The organism is Thermoanaerobacterium sp. CMT5567-10 (assembly GCF_030534315.2).
In the GTDB taxonomy this organism is placed as follows: domain Bacteria; phylum Bacillota; class Thermoanaerobacteria; order Thermoanaerobacterales; family Thermoanaerobacteraceae; genus Thermoanaerobacterium.
Genome location: NZ_CP130558.2, coordinates 2,690,518 through 2,711,562 on the forward strand (window position 1 = coordinate 2,690,518; position 21,045 = coordinate 2,711,562).

Here is a 21,045-nt window from a genome sequence, read left to right on the forward strand (position 1 = left end):
GAACTCATAAAATTTTGGAACTGAAAGCATTTTCAATTTTTATTGATAACATATTTATAAAATGATATACTTTATTTAAGAATAAAATTTGATAACAGGCGAATACAGGTGCCCAATTTGTAATCAAATTGGGTTAAAAGGGAAGCAGGTGAAAATCCTGCACGGTCCCGCCACTGTGATGGTGAGCTCTTTACATTGTGCCACTGCTTAGTCTCTCAGCGGAAGTTGATGAGTGCCGGGTGGGAAGGCGTAAAGAGGGATGAACCTAAGTCAGGAGACCTGCCTGTATTTGTGTCAAACTTACTCTACGGTCGATAGAGGAGGTGTTATAACAGGATATTTATGTGTTTTTTAACCTCTTAATGCCATTGGTAAGTTAAGAGGTTTTATTTTTGCTTAAATTTTATAAAAAGAGGTGTTTAATGTGAAAAAATGGATGTTGTTAACGGTATTTGCTTTGCTTTTGATGGCACCGCAAATTGCATATTCAATGCACATAATGGAAGGTTTTCTTCCTCTTAAATGGTGCATAATATGGGATATAGCTTCTTTGCCTTTTGTAATTGTGGGATTTATGACGATAAACAAAAGTGTAAAGAAAAATCCAAAACTTAAAATGCTTTTGGGTTTTGCAGGTGCTTTTGCTTTTGTGCTTTCAGCACTTAAAATTCCTTCTGTTACAGGAAGTTGTTCGCATCCAACTGGTGTAGGACTTGGAGCTATACTCTTTGGACCTTTTGCTATGAGCGTTTTAGGACTTATAGTGCTTTTGTTTCAGGCGTTACTTTTGGCTCATGGTGGCATAACAACTTTGGGTGCTAATACATTTTCTATGGCAATAGTAGGACCAATTGTCTCCTATTATATATTTAAAGGAGTAAAAAAGGTAGGTGGTCCAAATTGGCTTGCAGTATTTTTAGCTGCCTCAATTGGGGATTTGCTTACATATGTGACGACTTCCTTCCAACTTGCTATTGCTTTTCCGGCTGAAATAGGAGGATTTACAGTCTCCTTCTTAAAATTTATGGGGATCTTTGCAGTGACTCAAGTACCTTTGGCGGTAAGTGAGGGGCTTTTAACTGTACTCGTAATCAATTTGCTAATTGCCTACAGTAAAGAAGAACTCATTGAGCTTAATGTTTTAGAGAAAGAAGGTAAGCTAGTATGAGGGGCAAAAAGTTTTTAATGATAAATTTGATATTAGGGTTGTTGGTTATTTCGCTAATAGTGTTTCCTCTTGTTACAATTAAAAATGCTGAGTTTGCTGGGGCAGATAACAGGGCAACAGAGGCTATCACTCAGGTAGACAAAAATTACAAACCATGGTTGAAACCGGTTTGGGAGCCACCAAGTGGAGAAATTGAGAGCCTTCTGTTTGCGTGTCAAGCGGCAATAGGCGCAGGATTTTTAGGATATTATATAGGTCTTGCGAAGGGGAGAAAAAATGCTAATAGATAATTATTCTTATACAAACAGGATGTACAACGTACATCCTGTTGAAAAACTTTTATTTGCCTTTTTAACAATGATTTTGTGCTTTGTATTTGATATATATACAAACATTGCAGTAATTATTTTGATGTTTATGATAACTGTGTTAAAAGCAAAAATTCCAGGAAAAGTGTACATAAAACTTATGTTAATTCCATTTTCTTTTTTGATGATAAGTGTACTAACAATTATCATCAATGTTATAGGTGATAAAAGTGCTGCATTAATAAGTCTTGATATTTTTGAGGTAACTTTAGGAATTACTCCGAAAGGCATTAGTACTGCTGTTATTTTGTTTTTTAGAACTTTGGCAGTAATATCTTGTTTATATTTTCTCGTACTCACTACTCCTGTAGTTGACATTATAGATATCTTAAAGAAATTGAAAATTCCTTTATTATTTTTGGAGTTACTACAGCTAACCTACAGACTGATATTTGTTTTATTTGATACCGCTGGGGAAGTTTATACATCTCAGAATTCAAGATTAGGATATGCTACATTAGAAAATAGCTACAGGTCTTTAGGACTTTTAATATCTTTTCTTTTTATTAAGTCTTACAAAGATTCTCAGGATTTATATGTGGCTTTAGAAGCAAGGTGTTATAATGGGGAATTAAAAGTTATCAGTAAAGATTACAGATTTTGCTATAGAAATTTAATATATATTGTTTTGATAGAACTTGTTTTAATAAGCACATCAATACTTTTAAGAAGGTGAACTATGAAAGATCAATTTATATTAGAAGCGTTAGAAGTTACTTTTGAATATAGCGATGGTACAAAAGCTTTAGATGGCGTAAATATGTTGATAGAAAAGGGTAAAAAGACAGCAGTTTTGGGACCAAACGGTGCAGGTAAAACGACATTGTTTTTGCACTTCAATGGAATTTTAAAACCTAAATCAGGGAAAATATTGTATAACAGGGAAGAAATAAAATACAATCGTTCTGAACTCACAAAACTCAGGAAGAATGTGGGTATTGTTTTTCAAAATCCTGATATACAGCTTTTTTCTGCCAGTGTGTACCAAGAGATTTCTTTCGGTCCCATGAATTTAGATATTCCAGAAAACATAGTGAAAGAAAAAGTGGAAAAAGTAATGAAAAAAATGAAAATTATCGATGTGAAAGACAAGCCCACCCATTTTTTAAGCTATGGGCAGAAAAAAAGTGTCTCAATAGCTGATATCATAGTTATGGAACCTGAAGTTATAATACTGGATGAGCCAACGGTTTATTTAGACCCTAATCATGTACAGGAGATTATGAGTGTGTTTGACAAATTGATTGAAGAGGGGAAGACGATCATTTTATCAACTCATGATGTGGATTTTGCTTATTCATGGGCTGACTATATATATGTCATGAAGAATGGAAAAGTTGTTGCAAAAGGTGAACCTGAAGTTATTTTTACTAACGTAGAAGAACTTGATTGGAGTGATTTAAGAAAGCCTATACTTCTGGAAATATATGAAATTTTAAAAGAAAAGGGAATCATAGATGAAAATAGTATACCAAAAAATATAGAAGAATTAAAGAAATATATAAAATAGCTGCTGAAGTTTTGATAACTTTTGCCAAGTGCAAAAAGGAAACTTCGCTTATTTAACAAATACAAAAAGGCTTTTTTCCTTATTTTTATGAGGTAAAACATTTTTAAATTTCATGATACCAATAATTAATATAATTTAAACAACTTAATCATCAAAATATGCAAGTTATAATTTAGGTATTGCATAAAATTAACTAAAAATTAGTTATTGTAAGTTTGCTATTAAAAATATAAAATAAATGATGTGATGTGCTATATATTTGACTTTATTATAATTTATAATTTCTACTAAGGTGATATCATGAAAAGAATTGATAAAATAGAAAAATATTTAAAAGAAATGAAATGGACAATTGATGAATTAAGAGACCGACAGGGTTTGAGTACAGATGAAATAGCCCGAAATTTACATCTAGTTCGAACAAATGTTAGTAAAGAATTAAATGAACTTGTTAGAAGGAACAAGGTTATAAAAATAAAAAAAAGACCTGTTCTTTATATTCATAGAGACATGATAGAGAAATTATTAAAAGATAAGATATCCGAAGAAATAATTGAAGTAGATGACATTAAGCAGCTTATAAAAGAAGAAAAAGAACAAAAGATTGAGATGTCGCCGTTTGATTGTCTAATTGGCAGTGAAACCAGTTTAAAAAACCAAATAGAACAAGCAAAGGCTGCTATTTTATACCCACCTAATGGACTTCATTCTTTAATTATAGGTCAGACAGGCGTAGGAAAAACATTATTTGCAAATATTATGTTTGAATACGGTAAAAAAATTAAGAGATTTGATGATAATGCACCATTTGTAGCATTTAATTGTGCTGATTATTATAATAATCCACAGTTACTTATATCTCAGATATTTGGACATGTCAAAGGAGCCTTTACTGGAGCAGATACTGACAAAGATGGGCTTGTAGAAAAAGCAAATGGAGGAATTTTATTTCTTGATGAAATACATAGATTGCCACCAGAAGGGCAAGAAATGATATTTTATTTTATGGATACAGGAACATATAATAAGTTGGGAGAGACGGAAAGAAAAAGAAAGGCAAATGTATTAATAATAGGTGCTACAAATGAAGACATAAATTCACATTTACTTAAAACATTTATGAGGAGAATTCCAATTATAATTAATATACCATCTTTTGAAGATAGGCCATGCAGTGATAAAGTTGAAATGGTTAGATATCTTCTTTCTAAAGAAGCTCGCAGGGTGAATAAAAAAATAAGTATTACTGAAGATGTTGTGAAAGCACTTATCGGCAGTGTAACTTATGGTAATATAGGACAGCTTAAATCAAACATACAGCTTATATGTGCAAGAGGATTTTTAAATTTTATGGATAAAGAGAGCATAGACATTGACTTTAAAATGCTTCCATCTAGTATTAAAGAAGGTCTTCTAAACTTTAGAAATAAAAGAAAAGATATAGAAGAAATAAGTGATTTGGTAAACGGAAAATTGATTGTCACACCACATGATGACCGTATATTAATTAGTTTAAATCAGGATTTATCAGAACCACCGTTTAATTTATATAAAATTATTGAAGATAAGATAAGTATTTTAAAAAGTGAAGGTATGGATGAACAAAGCATAAAAGAATTTATTGCTACTGACATAAAAATTCATTTAAAGGGATTTTATAAAAAATTTGAGGATACTAAAAATAAAAAAGAAAAATTGTTATCAGTGGTTGATGAAAATATTTTGGATTTTGCTAGTGAAATAAAAAAATTTGCTGAAAATAAATTAAAGAGAAAATACAGTGATAGATTTATATACGCATTAGGTCTTCATTTAAGTGCTTTGTTTAAAAGAATAAAAAATAATATGGTTATACAGTCATTTGATGTAAAAGATTTTCTTAAGTATAAACAGGAAGAAATTGAGACTGCCTTTGAGATAAAAAGTTTAATCGAGAAAAAGTACAATATAATTGTTCCTGATGCAGAAGTTGAGTATATTACCATTTTATTGGTAAATATCGAAGAAGAGAAAGATGCACATGTTGGAATAATAGTTGCTGCTCATGGGGATAGTACAGCAAGTAGTATGGTAAATGTTGCAACAAGTTTGTTGGGGGATCTAATGGGAGAAAAAAAGGTAGAAGCAGTTGATATGCCACTTAATATTAGCCCTAATGAAATATTAAAAACTATTATTGAAAAAGTAAAAAAAATAAATTCTGGTAAGGGAGTTTTGTTGCTTGTTGATATGGGTTCTCTTTGCAATTTTGATACAGTTATAACTGAACAAACAGGCATAAAAGTAAAAATTTTAGATATGGTATCAACACCTACATTAATTGAGGCAATAAGAAAGTCATATGCATACGATTTAGATTTAGATAGTATTTACGAATCTCTAAAAGATTTTAGAGGATATGCAACAGAAGTTAAAAACAACAATAGCAATAAGGAAAAAGCTATAATAACGATTTGTTCTAGTGGTCAAGGAACAGCTATTAAATTAAAAGAACTTGTAAATGATATAGTTACTAATATAACCGACGAAAAAATTAATATTATTCCTGTTGGTATTAAAAATATGAAAAATGATTTATCAGAGATTAAAGATAAATATAATATAATTGCTTCCATAGGAATGAAAGATCCAAATCTGCCAGTACCATTTATATCTTTAGAAAGACTAATTGAAGATGATGGTGAAGAATTATTAAGAAAAATTGTATCTAATCATAGCATCAAAATTGTAAAGAAAGATCAAGACATAGCAGTTAGAAATCTTTGCATGGATAGTTTAAATCAATTTTTAACATTTTTAAATCCAGAGAAGATTATAAATTTGTTAATAAGATTTTGTAATAGATTGGAAATAGAGTTAAATAAACAATTTAGCAATACAATGAAGATAAAACTAATTATTCATACTGGCTGTGCTTTAGAACGAATAATTATAAATGATAGTATTAAATATAAAGATAGTGTATTGAATTTAAATAAAGATATAATAGAAAAAGTTAGAAATTGCAGTAAAATATTCTCAGACGCACTGAATATAAATTTAATAGATGATGAAATTTATTTAATTGCTGAAATGTTGTGTGAGCAACAGTATTAATATAATGTATCAAAAAAGTGTATCAAAAAATCAAACAGTGTATCAATATATTTGATGATTTTATTTAAAGTAAAAGTTCTACCTTATAAATCACGGCTTATAAGGTAGAACTTTTTTAATACACTTTTTTGGCATGATTTTTGCAATTAAAAATATACGAAAATATAAATACAGGAGGGTATATATATTGATAGCACTAATAATCGGAACACATGGGAAATTTTCAGAAGAATTAATTAAATCATCAGAGCTTATTTATGGCAAACAAACGAATGTTGCAAGCATAACTTTTGAGGCAGGTGAAAGTATTGAAAATTTGATATCTAAATATAAAAAAGTATTAAAAGAATTGAATACAACAGATGGTGCATTGTTTTTAGTTGACTTGTTTGGAGGAAGTCCATATAATGCTGCTATTGTTTTAGCAAATGAAAACGAAAAGATGGATGTAATTACAGGAGTTAATTTACCTATGTTGATTGAGGCATATGCTAGGAGATCGTCAGAGACTTTAGATGACTTGGTGGAACACCTGAAAGAAGCTTCAAAGCTTGGAATTAGAAATTTTAAAGAAAGTAAAAATTATTGTGAGGAGGAATTATGATGGAAATAGTTCTAGCAAGAATAGATGATAGATTAATACATGGGCAAGTAGCAACATTATGGGCTAAGGAAACAAAATGTAATAGAATTATAGTTTGTAATGATGAAGTTGCAAATGACCAGTTAAGGAAAACACTATTAATTCAAGTTGCACCACCTGGAGTTAAAGCAAATGTTTTAACGATTGAGAAAGCTATTGAAGTATATAAAAATCCTAAATACAATAGCTTTAAAGCTCTCCTTTTGTTTACAAACCCGACAGATGTATTAAAAATGGTAGAAGGGGGTGTAGATATAAAATCTGTAAACATAGGAGGTATGTCATTTAAGGATGGCAAGAAAATGATTACTAATGCGGTATCTGTTGATGAAAAAGATATTGAGGCTTTTAAAAAGTTACATGAAATGGGGATAGAACTTGAAATAAGAAAAGTTTCATCAGATCCCAAAATTGACTTAATGTCAAAAATATAAATATTGGAGGAGGAAAATAGATGAGTACGATACAATTAATACTGGTGATTTTGGTTGCTGCAATTGCTGGAATTGGTAGTGTACTTGATGAATTTCAGACTCATCGCCCACTTGTTGCATCAACACTTATAGGTATTATCTTGGGTGATGTTAAAACGGGAATCATTCTTGGAGGTACACTTGAAATGATTGCGCTTGGATGGATGAATATAGGTGCTGCGATGGCTCCTGATGCAGCGCTTGCAAGTGCTATCTCAACTATCTTAGTAATTGCAGGACATCAATCAATTGGAGCTGGTATTGCGATAGCAGTTCCAATTGCGGCGGCTGGACAAGTTTTAACAATATTAGCAAGAACAATAACTGTATTTTTCCAACATAGGGCTGACATATATGCAGAAAAAGGAGATCTAAGTGGAATAGACAGAAACCATCTTATTAGTTTATTGATACAGGCGGCTCGCGTGGCAATACCTGTAGCATTAGTAGCTTCGGTTGCTGGTACCAGTGGAGTTAATGCAATGTTAAATTCTATACCAGAAGTAGTAACGAGGGGATTACAGATTGCAGGAGGATTTATCGTTGTAGTAGGTTATGCAATGGTTATAAATATGATGGAAGCTAGATATCTGATGCCATTCTTTTTCTTAGGTTTTGTTATAGCAGCATTTACAAGCTTTAACTTGGTAGCATTGGGAATAATTGGTCTAGTAGCAGCAATTGTATATGTACAATTAAATCCAAAATATCAACAAATTGCAAGTGATGATTTAGATGAACTATAAAAAGAAATTAGAAAGGAATGATTGTCATTATGGAAGAAGCCAAAAAGAAATTAACTAAAAAAGACCTAATAAGTATGTTTATACGTTCTAATTTTCATCAAGGCTCCTGGAACTTTGAGAGAATGCAAGCATTAGGATTTTGTTTTGAGATGGTACCTATCATAAGAAGACTTTATAGTGGTGAAGAAAGAAAACAAGCAATTAAAAGGCATCTCGAATTTTTTAATACACATCCATATGTTACTGCACCTATATTAGGTGTAACAGCCGCAATGGAAGAAGAAAAAGCTAATGGTGCACCAATAGAAGATTCTACGATAAATGGTTTAAAAGTTGGTCTTATGGGTCCATTAGCTGGTGTAGGTGATCCTATATTTTGGGGAACAATAAGACCTGTATTTGCAGCACTAGGTGCTACTATAGCTATGACAGGTAATATACTTGGACCTATACTTTTCTTTGTCTTATTTAATGCTGTTAGACTTGCAGTAAGATGGTATGGTATAATGTATGGATATAAGCAAGGTGCTAATATAATAGCAGATATGCGTGGCAATAGATTACAGAAATTAACAGAAGGTGCAGCAATACTTGGATTATTTGTAATGGGTGCATTAGTTTCAAAATGGACCACGATAAATGTACCTGTAGTGGTTTCAAAAGTAGTTACTAACGGAAAGACTGTTACAACAACTGTACAAGACATATTAGATCAATTATTACCAGGACTTTTACCATTGTTGCTAACGTTTGCGACAATGTCACTATTAAAAAAGAAAGTCAATGCCATATGGATTATATTTGGATTTTTTGCAATAGGAATTTTAGGCTATGCTTTAGGGATACTTAAATAGTTATAAATTATACAATCATAACTACACGCTAGATGTGTGGTTATGATTGTATATTAGCTAAAATTAAGCAAGTACAAGTTAATTAAGCATCGCCTGCTCCTGTTGTGTCTACCACATTGACACGATATGCAGGTATGTGTCCAGAACCTGATGAATGTTTGTAATAGCAACCGTCTTGACCTAATGTCACCAATACAAGCTTGATTCCCATATTGTATAATATATCGCTAGCTATTTGAATATTCGATTCACCAATTAAGAAATGCAATTCTTCTAAAGACAGCTTTGCTATATCTACATACTTTAATGGGAAAAACATTTCTTTTTTGGCTATTGTTTCGTCTTTTCACAGTGGCGGCCTCCAATTTGGATCGTAAGATATTATTTTATTTGTTTTGCTTGGCATATTTTAAAGCAGTTATGGTCGCACTTCTTGAAGGCTCATCTGTAAGAGATAGAGATCTAAATTCAGTTTTCTAATTCACCAGTAGGCGCAAAATTTATTGACAATTCGCCCAAAGCTATAACGTCATACATATGAATATTTCCATAAATTATTTTTAAAAATTATAGTAAGCTTCTTTGGACATGTAAAATTTAGGTTTTATATCATAACAAAGTTTTTAAGACAAGCAAAACTAAAATAAAAGTTTTGTACTGTAACTTTTCCTAAATTTGTTAGACTAAATTTCCTAATTATATTGACTCATGTAAATTTTATGTATATAATATGTTATATATTTAACAAATTTTATATAACATATTTAAATTTAAGGAGTTGTTAACGATGACAAAAGCTATAATAGGCCCTGCGAAATATATACAAGGCAATGGAGAACTTAGAAGAATTAGCGAACATACAAAATCTTTAGGGAAAAATTTTCTTGTTATTGCTAGTAGTAATGGTATTATCAGAACAAAATCTATAATTGAAGAAAGCTTCTCAAACACAGAGATTTCCCTTTGTTTTGAATCATTTGGCGGAGAATGTTCTGAAGAAGAAATCGAAAGACTTAGAAATTTTGTTAAGAAAACAAACTCTGATGTCATAGTTGGCATTGGCGGTGGAAAAATATTTGATACTGTAAAAGCAGTTGCTTATTACGAAAATATTCCGGTAGTTATAGTTCCTACTATAGCTTCAACAGATGCCCCTTGCAGTGCATTATCTGTAATTTACACAAGTGAGGGAATCTTTAGTAAGTATCTTTTGCTTCCTAAAAATCCTGATTTAGTGCTTGTAGATACTAAAATTATAGCTAGTGCCCCTGCAAGACTTCTTGTTGCTGGAATGGGTGACGCTCTAGCTACTTATTTTGAAGCAAGAGCATGTCTACGTTCTAATGCATCTACGATGGCTGGAGCAAAATCTACAAAAGCTGCAATGGCACTGGCCAAACTTTGCTATGATACTTTACTTGAAGATGGATTAAAAGCAAAACTTGCTGTTGAAAATAAAACTGTCACAAAAGCTGTTGAAAACATAGTAGAAGCTAATACATATTTAAGTGGAATAGGTTTTGAAAGTGGTGGACTTGCTGCTGCTCATGCCATACACAATGGATTTACTGTTATTGAAGAGTGTCACCAATTATATCACGGTGAAAAAGTAGCTTTTGGAACATTGGTACAGTTGGTACTTGAAAATAGTCCTTTAGAGGAGATTGAGGAAGTAGTAGAGTTTTGCATGAGTGTTGGACTCCCTGTTACGTTAGAAGATATTGGAATTAAAGAAATAAATTATGAAAAGATTAAAAAAGTTGCAGAAGCTTCCTGTGGGCCTGATGAAACTATTCACAATATGCCATTTAAAGTTGTTGCCGCAGATGTTTATGCTGCTATACTTTCTGCTGATGCAATAGGAAAAATGTACAAAAATAAAAAATAAGAGATCTAGATAAAGATCTATATGTGCTAATAATTGGATCAGTTATTAATCACATTATGATTTTTTAACGAAGGCTTGAAAGAAGTCTCCCATCCTCTATAGGTGGGAGATGAATTTCTATTGTCTGCCATAGAATAATATGTCATAATAGATACAGAAAATTTTATCGTAGAAAGCCAAGGTGAGAAAAAATGATGATATGTCAGCATTTTCTCATAGAACCAACAAAAGAGCAAGAAGAAAAACTCTTTTATACATTGTATCTTTGCCGCAAATTATATAATTACTCACTAGACCAAAGAATAAAACATTATAAAGAATATGGCAAAGGACTTACATACGAAGAACAGCAAAATATGCTTCCAAAATACAAAAAGAACATCCAGAATACAAATTAGTACAATCGCAGATATTACAGGATGTGTTGAGAAGATTAGATAGAGCATATAAAAACTTCTTTGACAAAAGAGCAAAATATCCTAAATTCAAAGACAAATACCACTACACATCTATAACACTTCCACAATGCGAATCAAAAAGAAACTTTGGGAAAGAAGGATATGTATATATAAAAAATATAGGGCATATAAAAATCAAAGCACACAGAAATTTTGATTCAACAAAAGTCAAAACAATAAACATAAAATACCATGCTGGAAAGTGGTATATCAACCTGTCAATTGAAGTAGAAGAAGAAAAAGAAAAACCAGTTATAAGAGAAAAAGCAATAGGAATAGACAAAGGAATAAACTCAATAGCTGCAACATCAGACGGAGAATTATACTCAAATCCTAGATGGCTACAAAAATCAGAGAAGAAACTAAAAAAAGCACAAAGGCAATTATCAAGAAAAAAGAAAGGAAGCAAAAACAGAGAAAAGCAAAAGAAAAGATTAGCGAAACTTCATGAAAAAGTAGCAAATCAGAGAAGGGACTATCTGCATAAGATAAGCTATAACATAGTAAAACATAATGACATTATATGTGTTGAAGATTTGCAAGTAAAAAATATGATGAAAAATCATAAACTTGCAAAATCAATAGCAAATGCAGGATGGGGAATGTTAGATGCATTTTTAGAATATAAAGCGGAAAAAGAAGGAAAAATATTCATAAAAGTAAATCCAGCATATACATCTCAAAGATGCTCAGGATGTGGAAGAATAGTAGAAAAAGACTTATCAGTAAGAGTACACAAATGTGAGTGTGGATTAGAGATAGATAGAGATGTAAATGCAGCGATAAATGTGTTGTATGAAGGATTAAGACAATTAGGCATAACAGCCTAAGAGTAATATTTTTGGTAGGGAAGGTTCCTCCCGAAATTACGCCTATGGAGATTGTGTAAGACCTGATACGAATAACAGCAGGCAACGATCTATGAAGTGGGAAGCTCCATCCTCTATAGGATGGAGTAGGTTCACGATGCCATTCATTTAAGATATATTTTGGAATTTGCTTTTTCTAAGGCCCGATTAAATACAAAAATTTTATATTGACATATCTAAAAATCATAGTATAATATAATTTAAATAAATATTGTTGCTTTAAAACGACAGAGCAAAGGCGCTCTAATTCATAGGGATACCTATGTATTAGAGCGCCTTCTTTTGTTATTATTTTAAGGAGGAGACTATATGACAAAAAAAATACTTATTCCAACAATTATTGTACTATCAATGTTGATACCAAATATAGCTTTTGCTGCTACAGGAAAGATTGATACAGGTGATACGGCATTTATATTGTTTTCTGCAGCTTTAGTCATGATTATGACACCAGGGTTGGCGTTTTTCTATGGTGGTATGGTTAATGGAAAAAACGTGATAAGCATAATGATGCAAAGTTTTACTATTATTGCACTTATTTCTGTACAATGGGTATTATTTGGATTTTCATTATCATTCAGTGGTGATACATACCACTTGATAGGCAATTTACATTGGGCAGGACTAAATAACATCGGTCTTGGACCTGATGGCACTTATTCATCTACGATACCACTTCTGGCGTTTATGGTGTATCAGTTGATGTTTGCCATAATAACACCTGCTTTGATAACTGGTGCGTTTGCTGAAAGAATGAAATTTTCAGCATTTATAGTATTTACACTCCTTTGGACAACGTTAGTATATGATCCACTTGCACATTGGGTATGGGGAAATGGCGGATGGCTTAAAAACTTAGGTGCATTGGACTTTGCAGGCGGTACAGTTGTTCACATAAGTTCTGGCGTATCAGGTCTTGTAGCAGCTTTAATTCTTGGTAAGAGAAAGAATGCAAAGATGGTACCGCATCACATGCCGATGGTTTTGATGGGAGCAGCATTCTTGTGGTTTGGTTGGTTTGGATTTAATGCAGGAAGTGCTTTATCTGTAAATGGCATTGCAGTTAATGCATTTGTTGTGACAAATACGGCTGCCGCTGCTGCATCCATAGGATGGGTATTAACTGAATGGAAAGTAAGCGGTAAGCCGACACTACTAGGTGCTGTAAGTGGCGCTGTAGCAGGACTTGTTGCAATTACACCAGCGTCAGGATATGTTACACCTGTTTCAGCGATTGTAATAGGTGTTATATCAGGTATAATATGCTTCATATCTGTCAATTACATTAAGCACAAGTTTGGATATGATGATTCACTTGACGCATTTGGAATACACGGCGTTGGAGGTACATGGGGTGCACTGGCGACAGGACTATTTGCAACTAAGGCTATAAATCCTGCAGGTGCAAATGGCTTATTTTACGGCAATCCAAATCAATTGCTGATTCAATTTTTAAGTGTTGCTGCAACGTATATTTTTGCAGGATTGATGTCATTCATCATACTTAAAGCAATAAGCTTATTTATGGAGCTTAGAGTAACTAAAGAAGAAGAGGAATTAGGACTTGATATAGTTGAACACGGCGAAGAAGCGTATAACATAGGCTTTAAAGCTATTGACTTTAATCAATAAGTTAAGAGCTTTAAAATAAATAATAAATGCTGCCAGATAAATATAATTATTTAAAAGTGAATAATTTATTTGGCAAATAAAAAGCAAAGGTGCTTAATCTTTATCTATTAAGATATAAGCACCTTCATTTTTTAGAAGGAGGTGATGATATAAGTGAAAAAAATGTCTATCATCATGTTATACACAATAAATACAATAATTTTAATTTTAAGTTTGGCGTTTATATTATACAGTATTACAATGCATAATACAATATTAATTTTTTCAAATCACGTACCAGCATTCATAATGGGATTGCCCATCATCTACCTTGTAATAATATATTTTGTGAGAATTCACAATCTTTCAAAAAGTATAAAAGACAAAAAGTTTTCAATCAACAATTTTAAAAGAATATGAAAAATAAATAATCGAGGTGCTTTTTATGAAAAAGAAAGTGATAATAGGTCTCGTATTGGCAATACTTTTGGCAACAGCAGTTTGCTTTGCATATGCTGCTGGTGGTGATCCAACAGGAGCAAATCTTGGCACTGTAAAAGACATTACAAGTGCAGTAGCAGGTAAGCCTACATTAGATGAAGTAGCGACACAAGTTGCAAAAAATAAGCTTGGAGTTAATTTTGTATGGGTTATGCTAACTGCCTTTTTGATATTCTTCTTTCAAGCTGGATTTGCACTTGTTGAAACAGGCTTTACACAAGCTAAAAATGCAATGCACACTATGGCGATGAACCTCATGGTATTTTTAGTAGGTACTGTTGGATTCTTCTTAACCGGTTTTGCATTTATGATGGGAGGAGCAGGAAGTTTTTCAAGCCTTGGAGGTACAGCACCTTTAAACCACGCACTAAGCATAGGAGGATGGAATTTACTAGGACTTAACGGATTTTTCTTATCAAGCGGTGGGACGTATGACGTTGGTGTGTACGCATTGTTTTTCTTTGAGATGGTATTTATGGATACAACTGTAACAATTCCTACAGGGGCAATGGCAGAAAGAGTCAAATTTTCAGCAATTGTTATCGGATCGTTTTTTGTTTCAATGATTTATTATCCGATTTATGGCGGCTGGGTCTGGGGAGGAGGATGGCTATCACAGCTTGGAGCCAAACTTGGACTCGGAAATGGTGTAATTGATTTTGCAGGTTCTGGTGTCGTTCATGCAATGGGGGGTATGATGGCACTTGCAGGTGCAATGGTAATAGGGCCGAGGATAGGAAAATTCAAGAAAGATGGCACACCGGTGCCAATACCAGGTCATGACATACCAATGGCTATTCTCGGTACCATCATACTATTCTTTGGATGGTTTGCATTTAATGCAGGTTCCACGCTTAATGGAACGGATTTAAGGCTTGCAGTTGTTGCAACAAATACCATGATCGCCGGTGCTGTAGGAGGACTTGTTGCAATGCTTTATATGTGGTTTAAATATGGAAAGCCTGATCCGTCTATGATGTGCAACGGCGCTTTAGCCGGTCTCGTGGCGATAACAGCTCCATGTGCGTTTGTAAATGGTATATCGGCTTTTATAATCGGTGCTGTAGCTGGTATCTTGGTCTGCGTATCTGTTGCCTTTGTTGAAAATAAACTGAAGGTAGATGATCCTGTAGGAGCTTTTTCTGTACACGGTGTAAATGGCTTGTGGGGTATTTTAAGCGTCGGTATATTTGCTGACGGCACATATGGTGCTGGACTTAATGGAGTACAGGGTGCTGTAACAGGAATACTTTACGGCAGCACAGGCCAGCTTTGGGCACAGCTTATAGATATAGCTGTTATAATCATATACGGGTTTGGTTTAAGCTACTTGTTCTACAAAGCACTTGATGCTATAATGGGTATAAGAGTCAAACCGGAAGACGAGATTGCAGGGCTTGATTTGCCAGAGATGGGCGTTTTAGCGTATCCTGATTTCCAATTGACACCTGTTGTATACTCAGATGGAGTTCTAGAGAAGAATATGAAAAGTCCGGAAGTTATTGATGATACCGGGATAAGCAAGGGGGTAAAATAATGAAAAAAGTCGATTGTATTGTAAGACCAGATGTTTTAGAAGAAGTTAAGACAGAATTGAATAAAATAAAAATACATGGGATGACAGTATCACAGGTTTTTGGATGTGGTCTGCAGAAAGGGAAAAAAGAGATCTACAGAGGAGAAGAAATAGAAATAAGCCTCCTTCCAAAAGTTAAGATAGAGATAGTGACAGATGATTCAAATGTTGAAAACATCGTAGATGCAGTTACAAAAGTGGCAAGGACAGGCAATGTAGGCGATGGAAAGATATTCATATACGACATACAAGACGCTATAAGGATAAGAACTGGTGAGCGTGGAGAAAAAGCGATATAAAGGTTTAGTGAAATAGCTAAGGCTTCTACACGAGAGAAAGTGTAGGAGCCTTTTTCACATTTTACATGATTCTACATATACTAAATCAGATGAAATTCAATATCAATCAATATAGTTACTTTTATTATTTATATTGGAAGGGGCTGGTAAGATGTGTGGAATAGCAGGATGGGTTAGCTTTGGTGAGGATTTGACACATAGAAGCAGCGTAATTGCATCAATGGGTGAAAAGCTTAAGAATCGAGGCCCTGACAGTTGGGGAATATGGCTTTCATCACATTGTGCATTTGCACAGACGAGGCTTATTGTAATTGACCCAGAAGGTGGAGTGCAGCCGATGATTAAAGAATATGAAGATAAAAAATACGTCATCATATATAATGGGGAATTATACAATACAGAGGAAATAAGGCATGAACTTGCATTATTAGGATATACATTTAAAGGTCATTCAGATACAGAAGTCTTGTTGACATCATATATCGAATGGGGCACTGAATGTGTATATAAATTAAATGGCATATATGCTTTTGCAGTGTGGGATGACCATGAAAACAGGCTTTTTCTTTCGAGAGATCGCTTAGGTGTTAAACCTCTTTTTTATACTTATAAAGATGGGTCACTTATTTTTGGCTCTGAGATAAAAGCGATTTTAGCACATCCATATATTGATGCTGAAGTAGATGCAGAAGGTCTTGCAGAGATTTTTGTTATGGGACCTACCAGAACCCCGGGTGTTGGCATTTTTCGTGATATACATGAGTTAAAACCTGGCCATTCTCTGATATTTAGCAAAAGCGGGATTAAAATTGAAAAATATTGGTCACTAATAAGTAGAGAACATGAGGATGATCTTGATACTACGATGGAAAAGATTCGGTATCTTTTAGACGATGCTTCAAAACGCCAACTGGTGTCTGATGTTCCGCTGTGTTCGCTGCTTTCTGGTGGATTAGACTCAACTGCAGTTTCCGTCTTTGCCAACGAGAAATTAAAAAGAATAGGCAGTAAGCTTATAACATACTCAGTTGATTATATCGGAAATGATAAGTATTTTAAGCCAAATCAATTTCAGCCAAATAGCGATTCAGATTTAGTTGAAGCTGTTTCAAAAGAAATAGATACGAGTCACAATTATGTCTATGTAGACAATGAAGAGTTGGCGGATGCATTAATACCGGCTTTATATGCTCGCGATTTACCAGGCATGGCTGATGTTGATTCTTCATTGTACTTATTTTTAAGAGAAGTCAAAAAAGGCGTAAAAGTCGCACTATCAGGTGAAGGTGCTGATGAAGTGTTTGGAGGATATCCATGGTTTAGAAACAAAACTGCTATTGAATCAAATACTTTCCCTTGGATCAGAATGGTTGAAAAAAGAATGAACCTATTGTCTGAAGATGTGGTAAGAAAGATCTGTCCAATTGAGTACTTAAATGATCGATACAGAGAAGCTTTAAATGAAGTTCCAAAACTTCCTGGTGAAGACAAAGAATCTGCCCGCATGAGAGAGATATTTTATTTGAACCAAACCAGATTCCTTGCAATGCTTCTTGATAGAATGGACCGAATGAGCATGGCATCAGGTTTGGAAGTTCGAGTTCCATTTCTTGATCACAGGCTTGTAGAATATGTATGGAATATCCCATGGGAGATGAAAAATTTGCATAATAGAGAAAAAGGGCTTTTGAGAGAATCATTAAAGGGGCATATACCAGATATGGTTGTAGAGAGAAAGAAGAGCCCATATCCTAAGACACATAACCCAGTCTTTAAAGAGAAAGTAAAAAGCTGGCTTCAAGAGATAATAGACAATCCTTCGTCACCGATTTTGCAGTTAATAAATAGAACTGAGGTTCAAAACTTGATAGATACTGATGCAAGAGATTATGACCCAGCATGGTTTTCTCAACTTATGGGAGGACCGCAGCTATTTGCATACCTCATACAGATAAATGAATGGCTTTTAAAATACAATATAAAAATAGTATGAAATAATTATTTTCACATCACGATGGTTTCCTATATTAAGATAAAAAATTCTTGACAAATCAACTTTACTAAATGTATAATGTAAACAGTCCTATTACCATAGGGGGGTATAAATATATACCGCAGATAAAAAGTAAAAAGGAGGAACAGTTATGAGGTATGCATATGTTGATCAGAATATTTGTGATAGATCACCATTTTGCCCGGCAAGTCGCAGCTGCAAGTTTGGCGCTTTTAAATTAGAAAGAAAAGGCTTATTTCAGGTAGAAATAAATGTTGATAAAGATAAATGTACTGGGTGTGGGGTATGTACCAGATACTGCCCACATGGTGCAATAAAACTTGTTAATGCATAGATGAAGTGTCTAGTTATATTATAGGATAAAAAAGCAGAAGGGTATGTACGTAATTGTATATACCTATATTTTTTTGTTTATTTTCTTTTATTGAGAGTAAATATATGGTATAATTGTAATCAGATAATTTATGGGAGGGTTTGAAATGTCGGACTTTGACAAGGACTTTTTGTTTGGAGTAGCAACAGCTTCATATCAAGTTGAAGGTGCTTACAATGAGGATGGCAGGAGTATGTCAATCTGGGATACGTTTTGCAGGCAGGATGGAAAGGTATACAAAGACCATAATGGCGATGTGGCTTGTGATCACTATCATCTTTACAAAGATGATGTAAAGATGATGAAAGACTTAGGCATTGAAGCTTATAGATTCTCTATTGCATGGCCTAGAATTTTTCCAGAGAAAGGTCATTACAATCCAAAAGGCATTGATTTTTATAAGAGGCTGACAGATGAGCTCCTTAAAAATGATATAAAACCTTTTGTCACAATCTATCACTGGGATTTGCCTCAATGGGCTGATGATTTAGGTGGATGGCTTAATAGAGAAGTTGTAGATTGGTTTGGCGAATATGCATCAAAGCTTTTTAACGAGCTTGGCGGGTACATAAAAAATTGGATAACTTTGAATGAGCCTTGGTGTTCGTCATTTTTGTCATACTTTATTGGTGAGCACGCTCCTGGACACAAAGACTTGGGAGAAGCAGTTTTAGTTTCACACAACCTTTTGCTTGCACATGGCAAGGCTGTAGAAATATTCAGAGACATAAATTCAAGTGATTCTAAAATAGGTATAACACTAAATTTAAATGAAGTATCTCCAGCTACAGATAGTCCTGAGGATAAAGCTGCCGCTCGAATAGCTGATGGATTCCAAAACAGATGGTTTTTAGATCCGATATTTAAAGGTGAATATCCAAAGGATATGCTGGAGCTGTTTGGTAAATATGCAAAGACTGATTTTATAACAGATGGCGATTTAAAACGGATTTCACAGAAATTAGATTTTCTTGGCGTCAATTATTATACTAGAGGTGTTATTAAGAAAGGCAATGACGGTATTTTAAATGCTGAGCAAATAGATGTTGACAATGAAAAAACTGAGATGGGATGGGAGGTTTATCCTGAATCACTTTACAATATATTGATGAGATTGAAAAATGAATATACCTTTGATTTGCCATTGTATATTACAGAAAATGGTGCTGCATATAAAGATGTGATATCAGATGATGGATATGTCCATGATGAAAAGAGGATTGAGTTTTTGAAGAAACATTTTAAACAGGCTAAGCGTTTCATAGACGATGGAGGGAATTTGAAAGGATATTTTGTGTGGTCATTGATGGACAATTTTGAATGGGCCCATGGTTATTCAAAGAGATTTGGAATAGTATACGTAGATTATGAAACAGAGAAAAGGATATTGAAAGATAGCGCATTGTGGTACAAGAATCTTATTTCAACCAGGACCATTTAACAAAAAAATTAATATTATAAAATATAATAAAATGGCAGAGTATAAAATCTGCCATTTTATTATATTTTATTGACTATTGCTGCTTTCAATATTATAATTTATTAGTGATGTAATATATTGGTTATTATTTTTTTAATTTACATTTGGTGCGAATCATTCTTACAAAACGGAAATATAATATATGGGTGAAAAAAATTTTGGGGGAAGTAATGTGAATGAAAAAAGTATACTGATCGTAGATGATGATAAGTTTAGCAGAACCATTCTAAAAAACATTCTCAGCGGTGCCGGATATAAAATTTACGAGTCGCAAGATGGTGATGAGGCTTTAAAGCTATATAGGCTGATATTGCCGGATATGATTATATTAGATGTTGTAATGCCAAGGTTAAGTGGGTTTGACTTATTGAGGATTTTGAGGGATGAAGAGGAAAACCAATTGGTACCAGTGATTCTTTTGACTTCAAGTGATGATTTTGAAGAAAAGATACATGGGTTGGAGCTTGGTGCTGATGCCTATATAACAAAGCCTTTCAATGAGAAAGAACTTCTTGCGCAAGTCAAAAACCTCTTTCAAAGAATCGAACACAACAGAATGGCTAATCCTCTAACAGGTTTAAGAGGGAATATTGATATTAAATATGAAATTAGAAGGCGTATAAAAAGCGGATCTCTATATGCAGTTCTCTACATTGATTTAGACAATTTTAAGTCTTACAACGACTATTACGGCTTTTCCCGTGGAGATAAGATTATAAAGCAGACATCAAGGATATTGAAAGATGCTCTTTTTAAATTTGGAAATACAAATGATTTTTTAGGACATATTGGCGGTGACGACTTCATCATTATCACTACACCTGACAAAGTCGAATCTATATGCAATTATATAATAAATAATTTTGATGAAGACATAAAAAGGTATTATGACAATGAAGATGTGGCCAATGGCTATATAGAAGTTATAAATAGGCGTGGTGAGATACAGAGATTTCCATTTGTTTCTATATCAATAGCGGTTGTTACTAATGAAAATAGAAAATTTGAAAATGAGCTTCAGATAAGTGCTGTAGCTGCAGAGATAAAAAGAAAATTGAAGACTATGGAAGGAAGCAAATATTTAAAAGATAGAAGGAAAAGTTAAGCATACGGTTTGT

Annotated in this window: 18 protein-coding genes, 1 pseudogene and 1 riboswitch; of the genes and pseudogenes, 18 read left to right on the forward strand and 1 reads right to left on the reverse strand. The window is 33.4% G+C overall.

Going from position 1 to position 21,045, the window contains the following annotated elements; all coding sequences use genetic code 11:
* Positions 1-89: 89 nt before the first annotated feature.
* A riboswitch (cobalamin riboswitch) is annotated at positions 90-302 on the forward strand.
* Between the two features lie 134 nt (positions 303-436).
* From Q2T46_RS13685 to manZ, 9 genes are all read left to right on the forward strand, one after another.
* The gene (locus Q2T46_RS13685) at positions 437-1,168 is read left to right on the forward strand and encodes an energy-coupling factor ABC transporter permease (protein WP_399388643.1); all 732 of its coding nucleotides are present in this window, start codon (positions 437-439) and stop codon (positions 1,166-1,168) included.
* Positions 1,165-1,458 carry an energy-coupling factor ABC transporter substrate-binding protein gene (locus Q2T46_RS13690; RefSeq protein ID WP_303265034.1) on the forward strand — a complete coding sequence of 98 codons (294 nt, stop codon included), beginning with the start codon at positions 1,165-1,167 and terminating at the stop codon, positions 1,456-1,458. The genes Q2T46_RS13685 and Q2T46_RS13690 overlap by 4 nt, the downstream gene beginning before the upstream one ends.
* On the forward strand, positions 1,445-2,212 hold the full coding sequence (gene cbiQ / locus Q2T46_RS13695) for a cobalt ECF transporter T component CbiQ (protein WP_303265033.1): 768 nt from the start codon (positions 1,445-1,447) through the stop codon (positions 2,210-2,212). The genes Q2T46_RS13690 and cbiQ overlap by 14 nt, the downstream gene beginning before the upstream one ends.
* A 3-nt stretch (positions 2,213-2,215) precedes the next feature.
* Positions 2,216-3,046, forward strand: a complete 831-nt coding sequence (locus Q2T46_RS13700; protein WP_303265032.1) for an energy-coupling factor ABC transporter ATP-binding protein — start codon at positions 2,216-2,218, stop codon at positions 3,044-3,046.
* A 300-nt stretch (positions 3,047-3,346) separates the two neighbouring features.
* Complete coding sequence (locus Q2T46_RS13705; RefSeq protein WP_303265031.1) at positions 3,347-6,142, forward strand: sigma 54-interacting transcriptional regulator; 2,796 nt, start codon at positions 3,347-3,349, stop codon at positions 6,140-6,142.
* A gap of 187 nt (positions 6,143-6,329) precedes the next feature.
* Positions 6,330-6,746, forward strand: coding sequence for a PTS sugar transporter subunit IIA (locus Q2T46_RS13710; RefSeq protein WP_013298291.1), 417 nt, complete (start codon positions 6,330-6,332; stop codon positions 6,744-6,746).
* On the forward strand, positions 6,746-7,219 hold the full coding sequence (locus Q2T46_RS13715; RefSeq protein WP_013298290.1) for a mannose/fructose/sorbose PTS transporter subunit IIB: 474 nt from the start codon (positions 6,746-6,748) through the stop codon (positions 7,217-7,219). The genes Q2T46_RS13710 and Q2T46_RS13715 overlap by 1 nt, the downstream gene beginning before the upstream one ends.
* Positions 7,220-7,239: 20 nt before the next feature.
* A complete protein-coding gene (locus Q2T46_RS13720) occupies positions 7,240-8,004 on the forward strand; it encodes a PTS mannose/fructose/sorbose transporter subunit IIC (protein ID WP_013298289.1) in 765 nt (254 codons plus the stop codon).
* A 29-nt stretch (positions 8,005-8,033) separates the two neighbouring features.
* On the forward strand, positions 8,034-8,858 hold the full coding sequence (gene manZ / locus Q2T46_RS13725; RefSeq protein ID WP_013298288.1) for a PTS mannose transporter subunit IID: 825 nt from the start codon (positions 8,034-8,036) through the stop codon (positions 8,856-8,858).
* Positions 8,859-8,940: 82 nt separating this feature from the next.
* Here manZ and Q2T46_RS13730 read toward each other — a convergent pair whose 3' ends face one another.
* Positions 8,941-9,177, reverse strand: a complete 237-nt coding sequence (locus Q2T46_RS13730; RefSeq protein WP_303265030.1) for a PfkB family carbohydrate kinase — start codon at positions 9,175-9,177, stop codon at positions 8,941-8,943.
* Between the two features lie 468 nt (positions 9,178-9,645).
* Between Q2T46_RS13730 and Q2T46_RS13735 the strand changes: the two genes are divergently transcribed.
* The 9 genes and pseudogenes from Q2T46_RS13735 to Q2T46_RS13780 all read left to right on the forward strand — a co-directional run bounded on the left by Q2T46_RS13735 (position 9,646) and on the right by Q2T46_RS13780 (position 21,032).
* Positions 9,646-10,746 (forward strand): glycerol dehydrogenase, encoded by a 1,101-nt coding sequence (locus Q2T46_RS13735; protein ID WP_303265029.1) that lies wholly within the window; start codon positions 9,646-9,648, stop codon positions 10,744-10,746.
* Between the two features lie 191 nt (positions 10,747-10,937).
* Positions 10,938-12,034, forward strand: a pseudogene (locus tag Q2T46_RS13745) (RNA-guided endonuclease InsQ/TnpB family protein).
* Positions 12,035-12,382: 348 nt separating this feature from the next.
* Positions 12,383-13,705: an ammonium transporter gene (locus Q2T46_RS13750; protein WP_311062267.1), complete on the forward strand. Its 1,323-nt coding sequence runs from the start codon at positions 12,383-12,385 to the stop codon at positions 13,703-13,705.
* Between the two features lie 424 nt (positions 13,706-14,129).
* Complete coding sequence (locus Q2T46_RS13755; RefSeq protein ID WP_303265027.1) at positions 14,130-15,722, forward strand: ammonium transporter; 1,593 nt, start codon at positions 14,130-14,132, stop codon at positions 15,720-15,722.
* Positions 15,722-16,060 carry a P-II family nitrogen regulator gene (locus Q2T46_RS13760; protein WP_303265026.1) on the forward strand — a complete coding sequence of 113 codons (339 nt, stop codon included), beginning with the start codon at positions 15,722-15,724 and terminating at the stop codon, positions 16,058-16,060. The genes Q2T46_RS13755 and Q2T46_RS13760 overlap by 1 nt, the downstream gene beginning before the upstream one ends.
* Before the next feature lie 151 nt (positions 16,061-16,211).
* Positions 16,212-18,053: an asparagine synthase (glutamine-hydrolyzing) gene (gene asnB, locus Q2T46_RS13765; protein WP_303265025.1), complete on the forward strand. Its 1,842-nt coding sequence runs from the start codon at positions 16,212-16,214 to the stop codon at positions 18,051-18,053.
* A 151-nt stretch (positions 18,054-18,204) separates the two neighbouring features.
* Complete coding sequence (locus Q2T46_RS13770; RefSeq protein ID WP_013298276.1) at positions 18,205-18,408, forward strand: 4Fe-4S binding protein; 204 nt, start codon at positions 18,205-18,207, stop codon at positions 18,406-18,408.
* Positions 18,409-18,553: 145 nt separating this feature from the next.
* Entirely contained in the window at positions 18,554-19,888 is a 1,335-nt protein-coding gene (locus tag Q2T46_RS13775) for a GH1 family beta-glucosidase (protein ID WP_303265024.1), read from the forward strand.
* A gap of 181 nt (positions 19,889-20,069) precedes the next feature.
* A complete protein-coding gene (locus Q2T46_RS13780) occupies positions 20,070-21,032 on the forward strand; it encodes a response regulator (RefSeq protein ID WP_399387492.1) in 963 nt (320 codons plus the stop codon).
* Positions 21,033-21,045: the final 13 nt, after the last annotated feature.

Coding starts and splice junctions, on each gene's coding strand:
- Q2T46_RS13760 (WP_303265026.1), top strand. CDS start 15,722: ATGAAAAAAGTCGATTGTATTGTAAGACCAGATGTTTTAGAAGAAGTT.
- Q2T46_RS13770 (WP_013298276.1), top strand. CDS start 18,205: ATGAGGTATGCATATGTTGATCAGAATATTTGTGATAGATCACCATTT.
- Q2T46_RS13700 (WP_303265032.1), top strand. CDS start 2,216: ATGAAAGATCAATTTATATTAGAAGCGTTAGAAGTTACTTTTGAATAT.
- Q2T46_RS13735 (WP_303265029.1), top strand. CDS start 9,646: ATGACAAAAGCTATAATAGGCCCTGCGAAATATATACAAGGCAATGGA.
- Q2T46_RS13690 (WP_303265034.1), top strand. CDS start 1,165: ATGAGGGGCAAAAAGTTTTTAATGATAAATTTGATATTAGGGTTGTTG.
- asnB (WP_303265025.1), top strand. CDS start 16,212: ATGTGTGGAATAGCAGGATGGGTTAGCTTTGGTGAGGATTTGACACAT.
- Q2T46_RS13720 (WP_013298289.1), top strand. CDS start 7,240: ATGAGTACGATACAATTAATACTGGTGATTTTGGTTGCTGCAATTGCT.
- Q2T46_RS13705 (WP_303265031.1), top strand. CDS start 3,347: ATGAAAAGAATTGATAAAATAGAAAAATATTTAAAAGAAATGAAATGG.
- Q2T46_RS13775 (WP_303265024.1), top strand. CDS start 18,554: ATGTCGGACTTTGACAAGGACTTTTTGTTTGGAGTAGCAACAGCTTCA.
- Q2T46_RS13685 (WP_399388643.1), top strand. CDS start 437: ATGTTGTTAACGGTATTTGCTTTGCTTTTGATGGCACCGCAAATTGCA.
- Q2T46_RS13715 (WP_013298290.1), top strand. CDS start 6,746: ATGGAAATAGTTCTAGCAAGAATAGATGATAGATTAATACATGGGCAA.
- cbiQ (WP_303265033.1), top strand. CDS start 1,445: ATGCTAATAGATAATTATTCTTATACAAACAGGATGTACAACGTACAT.
- manZ (WP_013298288.1), top strand. CDS start 8,034: ATGGAAGAAGCCAAAAAGAAATTAACTAAAAAAGACCTAATAAGTATG.
- Q2T46_RS13750 (WP_311062267.1), top strand. CDS start 12,383: ATGACAAAAAAAATACTTATTCCAACAATTATTGTACTATCAATGTTG.
- Q2T46_RS13730 (WP_303265030.1), bottom strand. CDS start 9,177: ATGTTTTTCCCATTAAAGTATGTAGATATAGCAAAGCTGTCTTTAGAA.
- Q2T46_RS13755 (WP_303265027.1), top strand. CDS start 14,130: ATGAAAAAGAAAGTGATAATAGGTCTCGTATTGGCAATACTTTTGGCA.
- Q2T46_RS13780 (WP_399387492.1), top strand. CDS start 20,070: ATGGGTGAAAAAAATTTTGGGGGAAGTAATGTGAATGAAAAAAGTATA.